Source organism: Shinella sp. 20P9.1.1 (genome assembly GCF_057798995.1).
Genome location: NZ_JBYOLC010000005.1, coordinates 230,499 through 243,789, shown reverse-complemented (window position 1 = coordinate 243,789; position 13,291 = coordinate 230,499). Strand labels below are relative to the sequence as shown.

12 protein-coding genes are annotated in these 13,291 nt (G+C 64.1%); 7 read left to right on the top strand and 5 right to left on the bottom strand.

Going from position 1 to position 13,291, the window contains the following annotated elements; genetic code table 11:
* Positions 1–21: 21 nt before the first annotated feature.
* From AC27VQ_RS11200 to AC27VQ_RS11190, 3 genes are read right to left on the bottom strand one after another with little or no spacing between them, the layout of a single operon-like run.
* Complete coding sequence (locus tag AC27VQ_RS11200; RefSeq protein ID WP_488716306.1) at positions 22–612, bottom strand: glutathione S-transferase; 591 nt, start codon at positions 610–612, stop codon at positions 22–24.
* Between the two features lie 13 nt (positions 613–625).
* On the bottom strand, positions 626–1,345 hold the full coding sequence (locus tag AC27VQ_RS11195) for a ribonuclease T2 family protein (RefSeq protein ID WP_488716305.1): 720 nt from the start codon (positions 1,343–1,345) through the stop codon (positions 626–628).
* Positions 1,346–1,393: 48 nt separating this feature from the next.
* Entirely contained in the window at positions 1,394–2,257 is an 864-nt protein-coding gene (locus tag AC27VQ_RS11190) for a 23S rRNA (adenine(2030)-N(6))-methyltransferase RlmJ (RefSeq protein ID WP_488716304.1), read from the bottom strand.
* 101 nt (positions 2,258–2,358) lie between these two features.
* On the opposite strand from AC27VQ_RS11190, the gene AC27VQ_RS11185 reads away from it, so the two are divergent.
* Together AC27VQ_RS11185 and AC27VQ_RS11180 are read left to right on the top strand one after the other, a co-directional pair.
* Entirely contained in the window at positions 2,359–4,476 is a 2,118-nt protein-coding gene (locus AC27VQ_RS11185) for a molybdopterin-containing oxidoreductase family protein (protein WP_488716303.1), read from the top strand.
* A 19-nt stretch (positions 4,477–4,495) separates the two neighbouring features.
* Positions 4,496–5,098: an NUDIX domain-containing protein gene (locus AC27VQ_RS11180; RefSeq protein WP_488716302.1), complete on the top strand. Its 603-nt coding sequence runs from the start codon at positions 4,496–4,498 to the stop codon at positions 5,096–5,098.
* Between the two features lie 5 nt (positions 5,099–5,103).
* On the opposite strand, the gene purN is transcribed toward AC27VQ_RS11180, so the two are convergent.
* Both purN and purM read right to left on the bottom strand, forming a co-directional pair.
* Positions 5,104–5,733: a phosphoribosylglycinamide formyltransferase gene (purN, locus tag AC27VQ_RS11175; protein WP_488716301.1), complete on the bottom strand. Its 630-nt coding sequence runs from the start codon at positions 5,731–5,733 to the stop codon at positions 5,104–5,106.
* Positions 5,730–6,803 (bottom strand): phosphoribosylformylglycinamidine cyclo-ligase, encoded by a 1,074-nt coding sequence (purM, locus tag AC27VQ_RS11170; protein ID WP_488716300.1) that lies wholly within the window; start codon positions 6,801–6,803, stop codon positions 5,730–5,732. Before purM ends, purN begins: the two co-directional genes overlap by 4 nt.
* A 204-nt stretch (positions 6,804–7,007) precedes the next feature.
* Here purM and AC27VQ_RS11165 point away from each other — a divergent pair, with 204 nt between their 5' ends.
* The 5 genes from AC27VQ_RS11165 to AC27VQ_RS11145 all read left to right on the top strand — a co-directional run bounded on the left by AC27VQ_RS11165 (position 7,008) and on the right by AC27VQ_RS11145 (position 13,278).
* Positions 7,008–8,129 carry an AI-2E family transporter gene (locus AC27VQ_RS11165; protein WP_488716299.1) on the top strand — a complete coding sequence of 374 codons (1,122 nt, stop codon included), beginning with the start codon at positions 7,008–7,010 and terminating at the stop codon, positions 8,127–8,129.
* A 22-nt stretch (positions 8,130–8,151) separates the two neighbouring features.
* The gene (hdaA, locus tag AC27VQ_RS11160) at positions 8,152–8,838 is read left to right on the top strand and encodes a DnaA regulatory inactivator HdaA (RefSeq protein WP_488716298.1); all 687 of its coding nucleotides are present in this window, start codon (positions 8,152–8,154) and stop codon (positions 8,836–8,838) included.
* A gap of 181 nt (positions 8,839–9,019) precedes the next feature.
* On the top strand, positions 9,020–11,146 hold the full coding sequence (locus AC27VQ_RS11155; RefSeq protein ID WP_313522444.1) for an RNA degradosome polyphosphate kinase: 2,127 nt from the start codon (positions 9,020–9,022) through the stop codon (positions 11,144–11,146).
* 9 nt (positions 11,147–11,155) lie between these two features.
* The gene (gene ppx / locus AC27VQ_RS11150) at positions 11,156–12,676 is read left to right on the top strand and encodes an exopolyphosphatase (RefSeq protein ID WP_488716297.1); all 1,521 of its coding nucleotides are present in this window, start codon (positions 11,156–11,158) and stop codon (positions 12,674–12,676) included.
* A gap of 8 nt (positions 12,677–12,684) precedes the next feature.
* Complete coding sequence (locus tag AC27VQ_RS11145) at positions 12,685–13,278, top strand: DUF922 domain-containing Zn-dependent protease (protein ID WP_488716296.1); 594 nt, start codon at positions 12,685–12,687, stop codon at positions 13,276–13,278.
* The last annotated feature ends 13 nt before the right edge of the window (positions 13,279–13,291 follow it).

The following is a 13,291-nucleotide window of genomic DNA, read 5'->3' as shown; positions in this document are numbered from 1 at the left end:
TCGAGTGAGGCGAGGATCGCCTCAATCCTTGAACTTGGCATAATCGGGGAAAACCGCCTCGAAGCGTGACAGGAAGCGCTTCAGCTTCGGCCGGCCGCGCTGCCACTTGCCGGCAAAACGCAGCTCGATATAGCGCAGCATGGCGGCGAGCGCGAAATGGCCGGCATTCGGCTTCTTCGCCAGGCGCGGCATGTTGGCTTCGAGATGATCGAGCGCGCGCTCGACTTTTTCCCACTGCCGGTCGATCCACGGCTGGTGCACCTTCTCCTCAGGCCGCGAGCGGCGCTCGTAGACGATGGCGAGCAGGCAGTCGCAGATGCCGTCGGCGGTCGCCTCCAGCACGTCGACCTCGAGGCGCTTGGCCGCATTGCGCGGGTAGAGCGCACCGCGGGTCTGGCGGTCGATGTAGTTCATGATCACCCGGCTGTCATAGACGGCAAGGCCATCGTCGGTCACGAGGGCGGGTATTTTGCCGAGCGGATTGGCGGCAAGCAGTTCCGCTGGGTCCGCATTGGTATCGGTGGCAACCGATTCGGCAGGCAGGCCGGCATAATGCGCGGCCATGCGCACCTTGGTGGAATAGGGTGAGGTGGTGGAATAGAAGATCTTCATGGGCGGGTCCTGGTTAGCGGATGGATGGTTGTTCGATGGACTTGGCGCGGCAGGCGGCGCGGTCGACCTCGGGGCAGGGGCGGAAGGAGAGATCCGGCGTCATGCAGACGCGGATCTCCTCAAGTTGCCCGCCTGCGCAGGTGACGGCGATGCCCTTGCGATCGAGGCGGGGATTGGCGGCAATGAGGGCCTGTTCCATCGCATCGGGCGATGAGCTGATGTCATCGCGCTGCGGCTCCAGGCTCTTGGGGATATGGATACGCTCCCGGGCGGCGCGGACCACCGAAAAATAATCTCTCTGGCTGAGGCCGGAACAGCTGCCGTGTTTGCGCCACTGGTGGCCGATGAGGCCCATGGAGGGAATGATGTCGAGCACGGTGCGGCCGAGGCTGTCTGGCACGCGGTCGGATTCACGCGTGCGGCAGAATTCCGGATAGCCGCGCTCGTTCTGCGGCCAGAGGCCGTGCACGATGAAACCGTAGTCGTTGCCGCTGCGGCATTGCTGCGTCTTACCGCCGGCATCGTTTTCCGCGCACCAGCTGGGCGACCAGGAAAGCGAGAGAACGTAGAAATCAAACCCCTTGCCGACAGGGATTTTTGCCTGCGTCTGTGGGACCTTGCGGCTTTCCTCCTTGCGCGGCTTTTCGGCCGGTTTTTCCTCGCCGCAGCCGGCAAGCGCCAGCAGGCCGGCGAGGGCCAGCAGGGCGGATCGGGCGCGAAGCAAAGGCGTCATGGAGGTCTCCCGGTTCGGCGCGCGATTGTTGCCGCCGAACGGCAAAGGTCAAGAGGCCTTCGTCTCGCCTGTCAGCCAGAACGACCGCGCGGAAGCGAAGCGATCCTGCGCCAGACGTTCCTTGAGGAAGGGGAGCAGCACGTCGAGTTCCTGCTTCAGCGTATAGGGCGGGTTGACGATGATGAGGCCGGAACCGGTCAGCCCCGTCGCTAAACCGCGGTCGCTTTTCACCGTGAGTTCCGCACAAAGCATTTTCGGAATGCCCGTCTCCTTCAGCGCCTTGTGGAAGTCGGCGATGGGCGCGTTCTTCTTGATCGGATACCACAGGCAATAGACCCCGCCGGGAAAGCGACGCACGGCCTTCTCCAGCCCGTCCACCAGCCGCTCGTATTCCCCCTCGATCTCGAAGGGCGGATCGACCAGCACGATGCCGCGCTTCTCCTTCGGCGGCAGATGCGCACCGAGCGACAGCCAGCCGTCGAGATGGGTAATGCGGCTCTGGAAATCGTTGTCGAACAGGCGGTGCAGCGTCTCGTAGTCGTCGGGATGCAGCTCCATCGCCGAGAGCCGGTCCTGCGGGCGGAAGAGCATGCGCGCCAGTTTTGGCGAGCCGGGATAATGGGTTAGCCCGCCTTCCGGATTCAGTTCGTTGACGACCTTGAGATAAGGTTCAAGAACGGTGGCCACCGCAGGCGGCAGGTCCTCGGCGAGCAAGCGCCCGATGCCGTCGAGCCATTCGCCCGTCTTCTGCGCCTCCTCGCTGGAGAGGTCGTAGAGCCCGATGCCGGCATGGGTGTCGAGCACGCGGAAGGCCTTGTCCTTGGCCTGCATATAGACGACGAGGCGGGCAAGCACGGCGTGCTTCAGGACGTCGGCGAAATTGCCGGCGTGGTAGATGTGACGATAGTTCATGCGGACCCCGCGCGATCAAACGCTCTGATGCGACGATGAATTGTTGCGATGGTAGAATGATTTGCCTTTTGGCAGCTAGCGCTCTGCAATATAGAAAAGCCATGAACGTTGCGACCCCCCATCTCGGAAAACCGCGCATCGGCCATTCGGCCTGTCCGCACGACTGTCCCTCCACCTGTGCGCTCGATGTCGAGATCGGCGCGGATGGCCGCATGGGACGCGTCAAGGGCAGCGCTGACAACAGCTACACGGCCGGCGTCATCTGCGCCAAGGTCGCGCGCTATGCCGAGCGCCTCTACCATCCCGACCGCCTGATGAAGCCGCTGGTGCGCAAGGGCGCCAAGGGCAGCGGCGAATGGGCGGATATTTCCTGGGAAGCGGCCCTCGATGCGATTGCCGAAAGCTTCGTCAAGGCCGAGCAGGCCCATGGCGTCGAGGCCGTCTGGCCCTACTATTATGCCGGCACGATGGGCCTCGTGCAGCGCGATTCCATCGAGCGCCTGCGCCACGCCAAGCGCTATTCCGGCTTCTTCGACTCGATCTGCACCAACCCGGCCTGGACCGGCTTCGTCATGGGCGCCGGCACCTTGCGCGGCCCCGATCCACGCGAGATGGCGAAGTCCGATTGCGTCGTGATCTGGGGCACCAATGCGGTCTCCACGCAGGTCAACGTCATGACCCATGCGGTCAAGGCGCGCAAGGAGCGCGGCGCCAAGATCGTCGTCATCGATATCTACGACAACCCGACGATGAAGCAGGCGGATATCGCGCTGAAGCTGCGCCCGGGCACGGATGCCGCACTCGCCTGCGCCGTCATGCATGTCGCCTTCCGCGATGGCTATGCCGACCGCGCCTATATGGCAAAATTCGCCGACGATCCCGCCGGCCTTGAAGCGCACCTGGCCACCCGCACGCCGGAATGGGCCGCCGCGATCACTGGTCTCACCGTCGCCGAAATCGAGGCCTTTGCCGCCCTCGTGGGGCAGACGAAGAAGAGCTTTTTCCGCCTCGGCTACGGCTTCACCCGCAGCCGCAACGGCGCGGTCTCCATGCATGCCGCGCTCTCCATCGCCACCGTGCTCGGCTCCTGGCAATACGAAGGCGGCGGCGCGTTCCACAGCAATTCCGCGATCTTCCACCTGCGCAAGGCGGAGTTGATGGGCTCGAAATTCGTCGATCCCGACATCCGCATGCTCGACCAGTCGCAGGTCGGTCGCATCCTGACCGGCGACGCCGTCGCCCTGCGGGACCGTGGTCCCGTCACCGCCATGCTGATCCAGAACACCAATCCGGTGAACGTCGCGCCCGAACAGCGCCTCGTCAAACAGGGCTTTTTGCGCGACGATCTCTTCGTCGCGGTGCACGAGCAGTTCATGACCGACACGGCGAAACTTGCCGATATCGTGCTGCCCGCCACGATGTTCGTTGAACACGACGACATCTATCGCGGCGGCGGCCACCAGCACATCATCCTCGGCCCCAAGCTCGTCGAGCCGCCGGCGACGGTGCGCACCAATCTCTTCGTCATCGAGGAGCTGGCCAAGCGCTTGGGGGTTGCCGATATGCCCGGCTTCGGCCTGTCGGAGCAGGAGCACATCACGAAGATGCTGCCCTACTACGAGATGGATTTCGACGGCCTGAAGGAAGAAAAGTGGATCGATTGCCAGCCGGATTTCGAGGCCGCGCATTTCGGCAAGGGCTTTGGTTTCCCCGACGGAAAATTCCGCTTCCGCCCCGACTGGACGAACACGCCGGCCCCCAATAAGCCGCCCAAGGTGCTCGGCGCCTTTGGCCCGCATGAGTACCTGCCGGCGTTCCCGGACTACGTGACGGTCATCGAGGAGGCGGACGACGAACATCCGTTCCGCCTCGGCACTTCGCCGGCCCGCACCTTCCTCAATTCCTCCTTCACCGAGACCAAGAGCTCGCGTGAGCGTGAGGGCCGGCCGGAGGTGATGATCCATCCCGAGGACGCCGCGGTGCAGGGGATTGTCGATGGCGATATCGTCCAGCTCGGCAATGTCAGGGGCGATATCCGCCTGCATGCCAAGGTGAGCGACGTCGTGAAGCCCGGCGTGCTGATCGCCGAGGGCATCTGGCCGAACTCCGCCCATCTCGACGGCGAGGGCATCAACGTGCTGACCGGCGCCGATCCCGTCGCACCCTATGGCGGCGCGGCCTTCCACGACAATCGCGTCTGGCTGCGCAAGACGACCTGATGTCCAGCAAGGATTTATCATGACGGCTCCCGCTTCATCCGCCATCCGCATCGTCGACCAGCAGACGGTGTGGAAGCGTTTCATCCATTTGCAGACGCTCGTGCTTGAGCAGACCCGCGCCGACGGCCGCGTCGAATTCCTTGACCGCGAGGTGCACGACCACGGTGCGGCCGCGACCGTGCTGCTGGTCGATCCTGTCAGGCAGTCGGTGATCTTCGTGCGCCAGTTCCGCCCCGGCGCCTTCCTCGGCGGTCACCCGGATGGCTTCCTGCTGGAAACGCCGGCCGGCCTGCTCGACGACGACAGCCCGGAAGAGGCCGTCACCCGCGAAGCCATGGAGGAAACCGGCTATGCGGTGCGCGACGTGCGCCACCTCTTCGACATGTATTCCAGCCCCGGCACGCTCACCGAGCGCGTCAGCTGCTTTGCCGCGCATATCGACGCGAGCAAGCGCGACGGCAAGGGCGGCGGCGTGGAAGGCGAGGGGGAAGATATCGAGGTGATCAAAATGCCGATCGACGAGGCCTATGGCCTCATCGCCTCGGGCGGCATTGTCGATTCCAAGACGATCATGCTGCTGCAATGGCTGATGCTGAATCGGAGCGAATTCGCTCCGACATAAGAATCTCAGCCGAGCGAAAGCACGCTTTGCGCCGGATCGGTGCCGCCCGGCAGCGTGCCGGCGGCGAAGCCGGCGAGAACCCGGCGATAGAGCGCGTGTTCCTGCACCAGAACCCGCGCCGCAAGGCTGTCGGCTGTATCGCCATCCAAGATCGGCACGACGGCCTGCGCCAGGATCGGACCTTCATCCATGCCGGCATTGACCAGATGCACCGTGCAGCCGGAGACGCGCATGCCGGCGTCGATGGCGCGCTGGTGCGTGTGCAGGCCGGGGAAGAGCGGCAGCAGGGAAGGGTGGATGTTGAGGATGCGACCTTCATAGGGGCGGATGAAATCCGCGCTGAGGAGGCGCATATAGCCCGCGAGGCACAGAAGGTCCGGACGGTAATCCGCAAGCGCGGCGAGGATTGCCGTCTCATGCGCATCCTTGCTGGCGAAATCCTTGCGCAGGAAGGTGCGGGTCGGAATGCCAAGCGCTTCCGCCTTTGCGAGCCCGCCTGCATCGGCTTTGTCGGAGAAGACTGCGACGATTTCGGCCGGAAAATCCGGCGCTTCGGCGGCTTTCGCCAGAGCCAGCATGTTGGAGCCGCCGCCGGAGATGAAGGCGACGACGCGCTTGCGGGCCGGGCTCGTCATAGGGCGAGCGTGCCCTTGTAGATCGTGCCGGCGGCACCCTCTTCGCGCGCGACCATACGGCCGAGGCGGAAGACGCTCTCGCCTTCGCCGGTCAGCACGGCGGCGACCGCATCCGCCTTGTCGGCCGGTACGACGGCGATCATGCCGACGCCGCAGTTGAAGGTGCGCAGCATTTCCTTGGCTTCCACGCCGCCGGTCCTGGCAAGCCAGGAGAACACGGCCGGCGCCTTGACGGCATCCAGATCGATCTCGGCAGCAAGGTGCTTCGGCAGCACGCGCGGAATGTTTTCCGGGAAGCCGCCGCCGGTGATGTGCGCCAGCGCCTTGATGGAACCCGTTTCGCGGATCGCCTTCAGCAGCTGCTTCACATAGATTTTTGTGGGTGTCAGCAGGGCTTCGCCCAGTGTCTTGGAAGCGTCGAACGGCGCCGGCGCATCCCAGGCGAGGCCGGAAAGCGTGACGATCTTGCGCACCAGCGAATAGCCGTTGGAATGTACGCCGGAGGAGGCGAGGCCGAGAATGACGTCGCCTTCGGCAAGGTCGCCTGCCGGCAGCAGCTGGCCGCGCTCGGCGGCACCCACGGCAAAGCCGGCAAGGTCGTAGTCGCCATGCGAATACATGCCGGGCATTTCGGCGGTTTCGCCGCCGATCAGCGCGCAGCCGGCCTGGCGGCAGCCTTCGGCAATCCCCTGCACGATGGCCGCACCCTGATCCGGGTCGAGCTTGCCGGTGGCGAAATAGTCGAGGAAGAAGAGGGGCTCTGCACCCTGCACCACGAGGTCGTTGACGCACATGGCGACGAGGTCGATGCCGACGGTGTCGTGGCGGTCCGCATCGATGGCGATCTTCAGCTTGGTGCCGACGCCGTCGTTTGCTGCAACGAGAACCGGATCCTTGAAGCCGGCGGCCTTCAGGTCGAACAGGCCGCCGAAGCCGCCGATCTCGCCATCCGCACCGGGGCGGCGCGTCGAGCGCACGGCCGGCTTGATCTTCTCGACCATCAGGTTGCCCGCGTCGATATCGACGCCCGCATCGCTATAGGTCAGACCGTTCTTTTCCGACTGGCTCATGCTCTCGTCTCCGACTTCAGGCTCTGCGCGCCCGATTGGCATGATGGGGCGGCAAGTGCAAGACGAATGCCGGGAAATCAGGGCTTTTTTCACCGATTTACCCGTGACGGTGGCGCATTCGCCCACCGAGCCTTGACCGCAATCCGCCGCGCATCCTATCTCCATCCCATAGCGGCGACGATGGAAAACACGAGGAAGAGCACGATGGCAGCCCATATCAGCGGCGCGGGATTGAAGCGGCAGGTGATCTTCTGGCTCATCGCCTTCGTCTTCTTCGTGCTTTTCCTGCTCGTCTTCAGCGATATTCTGCTACCCTTCATCGCCGGCATGGCGCTCGCCTATTTCCTCGATCCCGTCGCCGACCGGCTGGAGCGCATCGGGCTCAGCCGCATGATGGCGACGGTGGTCATCCTCGTCGCCTTCGTCATCCTCTTCGCGCTGTCGCTGATGATCGTCATCCCGCTCTTAGCCACGCAGGCCGCCGATTTCCTGCAGAAGCTGCCCGGCTATGTCACGCAGCTTCAGGAGCTGGTGGCCAATTTCAATCCCAACCTGCTGCCCAAATGGATCAGCAGCCAGATGGGCACGATCAAACAGAGCTTCTCCTCCATTCTCGCGGAAGGGGCGGGCTTCCTCGGTACTGTCTTCAAGCAGCTGTGGAATTCCGGCATGGCGCTGGTCAACATCGTCTCGCTGCTCGTCGTCACGCCCGTCGTCGCCTTCTACCTGCTGCTCGACTGGGACCGCATGATCGCCAAGGTCGACAGCTGGGTGCCGCGCGATTATGTCGGCAATGTCCGCCAGATCGCCGCCGAGATGGATGCGGCGATTTCCGGCTTCGTGCGCGGGCAGGGCTCCATCTGCATCATCCTCGGTCTGTATTACGGTATCGGCCTGTCCTTCGCGGGCCTCAATTTCGGCCTGCTGATCGGCCTCTTCGCCGGCCTGATCAGCTTCGTTCCCTATGTCGGCTCGCTGGTCGGCCTGGTGCTTGCCATCGGTGTCGCCATCGTGCAGTTCTGGCCGGATTACTGGATGGTCGTGCTGATCGCCGCCATCTTCTTCTCCGGTCAGTTCATCGAGGGCAATATCCTTCAGCCGAAGCTGGTCGGCTCGCGCGTCGGGCTGCATCCGGTCTGGCTGATGTTTGCTCTCGTCGCCTTCGGCGCCCTGTTTGGCTTCGTCGGCCTGATGATCGCGGTGCCGGCCGCCGCCGCCGTCGGCGTGCTTGTCCGCTTCGGCCTGTCGCGCTACCTTGACAGCGATCTCTATTATGGGGCGAGCAAACCCATTCTCTTGGAAGAGAGCACGCCGGACGGCGAATGAGTGAGAGTATCCGAGTAAAGCCATGACTTCGCGCATTAAAGCCGAGCAGCTGCCGCTCGCCTTCGGACACGACCCGGCAACGGGCCGCGACGACCTGCTGATCGCCGAGCCCGTCGATGCCGCGGTCGCGATGATCGACGCCTGGCCGCACTGGCCCGCACCCGTCGTCATCATCGCCGGCCCCGTCGGCTCGGGAAAGTCACACCTCGCCGCGATCTGGCGCGAAAAGGCCGGCGCGACATTGATCGAGGCGAAGGCCGGTACGGGCGCGGAGGAAGCGGCCGAACACGGCCCCGTGCTGATCGAGGATGCCGACCGCACCGGCTTCGACGACCGCACGCTCTTCCACATCATCAACAATGTGCGCCAGCACGGCCACACGTTGCTCATCACGAGCCGGCTCTGGCCGATGTCCTGGCCGGTCGAGCTGCCGGACCTGCGCTCGCGCCTCAAGGCCGCGACGGTGGTCGAGATCGGCGAACCCGACGACGAACTGCTGTCCCAAGTCATCGTCAAGCTCTTCGCCGACCGCCAACTTTTCGTCGAGGACAGGCTTGTCGCCTATATGGTGGCGCGCATGGAGCGCTCGCTGGAGGCAGCGCAGACGCTGGTCGAGCGGCTCGACCGTCTGGCGCTCGCCCGCGGCAGCCGCATCACGCGCACGCTGGCGCAGGAGGTTCTGGGCGAGATGATCGGCGGCGAGGATTGACTGTCACAGTTCTGTCGTCAAACTGGGTTAAGCGCTTCGTAAAAAAGTGGAAATCGTTTCCGTCCGATGTGACGGCAGAATGGGCGGACTTCTCATGGATACGGCGAACCCGGACCTTTCTTCCGAAAATCCGGCCGAGGGCGTGAAGCCGGAAGCATCGGGCATCGATGTCGAAGCCCTGATGGCGAGCCCCGAGCGCTTCATCAACCGCGAATTCTCCTGGCTGCAATTCAACCGCCGCGTCCTCGAAGAGACCCTCAACACCGCCCATCCGCTGCTGGAACGCGTGCGTTTCCTGTCGATCTCGGCCGCCAATCTCGACGAGTTCTTCATGGTGCGCGTCGCCGGCCTCGAAGGCCAGGTGCGCCAGGGCATCGCCATCCGCAGCCCGGACGGCAAGACCTCGGCCGAGCAGCTCGACGATATCCTGAAGGAAATCGACAATCTCCAGATGGAGCAGCAGGCCTCGCTGGCCGTGCTCCAGCAGTATCTCGCCAAGGAAGACATCCTGATCGTCCGCCCCACGGCGCTGTCCAGCGAGGACAAGGTCTGGCTGCAGCAGGAATTCACCCAATCGATCTTCCCGGTGCTGACGCCGCTCTCCATCGACCCGGCGCACCCGTTCCCCTTCATTCCCAACCTCGGCTTCTCCATCGGTCTCCAGCTCGACAGCACGATGGGCAAGGAGCCGATGACGGCGCTCTTGCGCCTGCCCGTCGCTCTCGACCGCTTCGTGCGTCTGCCGGATGCCAAGGGCGCGATCCGCTACATCACGCTGGAGGATGCCGTCGGGCTCTTCATCGGAAAACTCTTCCCCGGCTATATCGTGCGCGGCTCGGGCACGTTCCGTATTATCCGGGACAGCGATATCGAAGTGGAGGAAGAGGCCGAAGACCTCGTGCGCTTCTTCGAGACCGCGCTGAAGCGCCGCCGCCGAGGTTCGGTGATCCGCATCGAGACCGATTCCGAAATGCCGGAATCGCTGCGCCGCTTCGTGGTCGGCGAGCTCGGCGTGCCAGACAACCGTGTCGCCGTGCTGCCCGGCCTGCTCGCCCTCAACACGCTGTCGGAAATCACCAAGGCGCCGCGCAACGATCTCCGGTTCGAGCCCTACAATGCCCGATTTCCCGAACGCGTCCGCGAGCACGCCGGTGATTGCTTCGCCGCCATCCGCGAAAAGGACATGGTCGTCCACCACCCCTACGAAAGCTTCGACGTGGTGGTCCAGTTCCTTCTCCAGGCTGCGCGCGATCCTGACGTTCTGGCGATAAAGCAGACGCTCTACCGCACCTCCAACGACAGCCCGATCGTGCGTGCGCTGATCGACGCGGCCGAGGCCGGCAAGTCGGTGACGGCACTGGTCGAGCTCAAGGCCCGCTTCGACGAAGAGGCCAATATCCGCTGGGCGCGCGACCTTGAACGCGCCGGCGTGCAGGTCGTCTTCGGCTTCATCGAACTCAAGACCCACGCCAAGATGTCGATGGTCGTGCGGCGCGAGGAGGGCAAGCTGCGCACCTATTGCCACCTCGGCACCGGCAACTATCACCCGGTCACGGCGAAGATCTATACCGACCTGTCCTTTTTCACCTGCAACCCGACGATCGCCAGCGACATGGCGAACATCTTCAACTTCATCACCGGCTACGGCGAACCCGAGGCCGGCATGAAGCTCGCCTTCTCGCCCTATACGCTGCGCCCGCGCATCCTGCGTCACATCGACGAGGAGATCGCGCATGCGAAGAACGGCGCACCGGCGGCGATCTGGATGAAGATGAATTCGCTTGTGGATCCCGAAACCATCGACGCGCTCTACCGCGCCAGCCAGGCCGGCGTGGCCGTCGATCTCGTGGTGCGCGGTATCTGCTGCCTGCGCCCGCAGGTGCCCGGCCTTTCGGACAATATCCGCGTCAAATCCATCGTCGGCCGCTTCCTCGAACATTCCCGCATCTTCTGCTTCGGCAATGGCCACGGGCTTCCCTCCGACAAGGCGCTGGTCTATATAGGCTCGGCGGACATGATGCCGCGAAACCTGGACCGGCGGGTCGAGACACTCGTGCCTCTGATCAACCGGACTGTGCATGAGCAGGTTCTCTCGCAGATCATGTTGGGCAATCTCATCGATAACCAGCAGAGCTACGAGATTCTGGCGGACGGAACGTCCCGGCGCATGGAAGTGCAGCCCGGTGCCGAGCCGTTCAACGCTCAGCACTACTTCATGACCAATCCCAGCCTGTCGGGCCGGGGTGAAGCCCTGAAGTCCTCCGCACCGAAGGCGATCGCGGGCTGGCAAGGCCGCCGGAAGAAATAACGGATATGCATGGTCGAGTCTGAAGCGCAGGGGCGGTTGCCTGGAATTGCCCCGGTGTCGGTCGTGGATATCGGTTCCAACTCTATACGCCTCGTGATCTACGAGGGCATGAGCCGTTCCCCCGCCATCCTGTTCAACGAGAAGGTCATGTGCGGCCTCGGCAAGGGGCTCGCCAAGACCGGTCGCATGGACGAGGCAAGCGTCGACCGCGCGCTGGCCGCGCTGCATCGTTTCAAGGCTCTCTCCTGGCAGGCGCGGACCTCCACCATGTATGCGCTGGCGACCGCCGCGGCGCGCGAGGCGGAAAACGGCCCCGATTTCATCCACCGGGCGGAAATGATCCTCGGCCAGAAGGTGCGCGTGCTGACCGGCGAGGAGGAGGCCTATTTCTCCGCGCTCGGCATCGTCAGCGGCTTTGCCGATACCGACGGCATCGTCGGCGACCTCGGCGGCGGCTCGCTGGAACTGGTCGATATTGCCGGCGTGCAGGTCGGCAAGGGCATCACCCTGCCACTCGGCGGCATCCGACTGTCCGAGGCCTCGGGTGGTTCGGCCGCACAGGCCCGCATCGTCGCGCGCAAATATCTGCGCAATGCCGATCTCCTGAAGAAGGGCGCCGGCCGCGCCTTCTATGCCGTTGGCGGCACCTGGCGCGCCATCGGCGCGCTGCATATGGAAATGCAGAACTATCCGCTGCACATGATCCAGGGCTACGAACTCGGCTTCTCCGATGCCATGGATTTCCTGACGGACATCGTCACCGCCAAGGACCAGAAAGATTCTGCCTACAGCGCGATTTCCAAGAGCCGCCGCAACCTCCTGCCGTTCGGCGCCGTCGCCATGCAGGAGACGATCGCCATCATGAAGCCCTCGCGGGTCTTCTTTTCTGCCCAGGGCGTACGTGAGGGCTATCTCTATTCGCTTCTGGCTGACCGGGAGAAGGTGCGCGATCCGTTGCTGGCCGCGGCCAGCGAGCTTGCCATTCTGCGCGCCCGCTCGCCGGAGCACGCCCGCGAACTGGCCGCCTGGACCGGCCGCATGATGCCGCTCTTCGGCATCACCGAGACTGACGAAGAGCATCGCTACCGCGAAGCCGCCTGCCTGCTCGCCGATATCAGCTGGCGCGCCCATCCGGACTACCGCGGCCTGCAGGCGCTGAACCTCATCGCGCACGGCACGTTCATCGGCATCACCCATCCCGGCCGCGCCTTCATCGCGCTCGCCAACTACTACCGTTTCGAAGGCCTGAACGACGACGCCGTCAGCAGCTCGCTCGCCGGCATCGCGACGCCGCGCCTGCGCGAGCTCGCCAAGCTCGTCGGCGGCCTGCTGCGCATCGTCTATCTGTTCTCGGCCTCCATGCCGGGCGTCGTGCCGCATCTGGCCTTCCGCAAGGCGGACGATCCGAATGTCGATCTCGAATTGGTCGTCCCTTCGGAATTCTCCGAACTCGCCGGCGAACGCCTTGATGGCCGCCTGCAGCAGCTTGCCAAGCTCACCGGCAAGCGGCTTGCCTTCAAGTTCCTGTAGGGTTTTCCATGCGGACCCCGCTTCGACTGATCTTCGCCGCCAGCCTCTTCCTTTCCGGCCATGCCGCCGCGCAGGATTGGCAGGCGACCGAGCGCGTCGAGCCCTACACGGTGCAGGGAAGCACGGGCCTCGAAATCTATCAGTCGATCGGCGAGCGCGGCCCGAAGCTGGGCGTTGCCCGCGTCATCGCCCATACCGGCTTCAAGCTGACCTGGACGCGTAAATACGAGCGCCAGGGCGACGCCTGCGTCATCACGGTCAACAAGCCGAAGCTGATTATCACCTACACGCTGCCCAAGCTGAAATCGAAACTCTCCGAGCCGCTGAAAAGCCGCTGGGATACCTTCATCGCGGGCGTCACCGCGCATGAAAAAATCCACGGCGATTTCATCAAGGACATGGTCAAGCAGATCGAGGCGATGAGCGTCGGCATGACGGTCGAGAACGACCCGAACTGCCAGAAGATCCGCCCGCAACTCCAGGCCCGCCTCGGCGAACTCTCAGACGCCCAGCGCGCCCGCAGCCGTGATTTCGACAAGGTCGAGCTCAGCGATGGCGGCAATGTGCACCAGCTAATCTTGCAACTGGTCGATCCGCGCTAAGCGGAAGGGAATG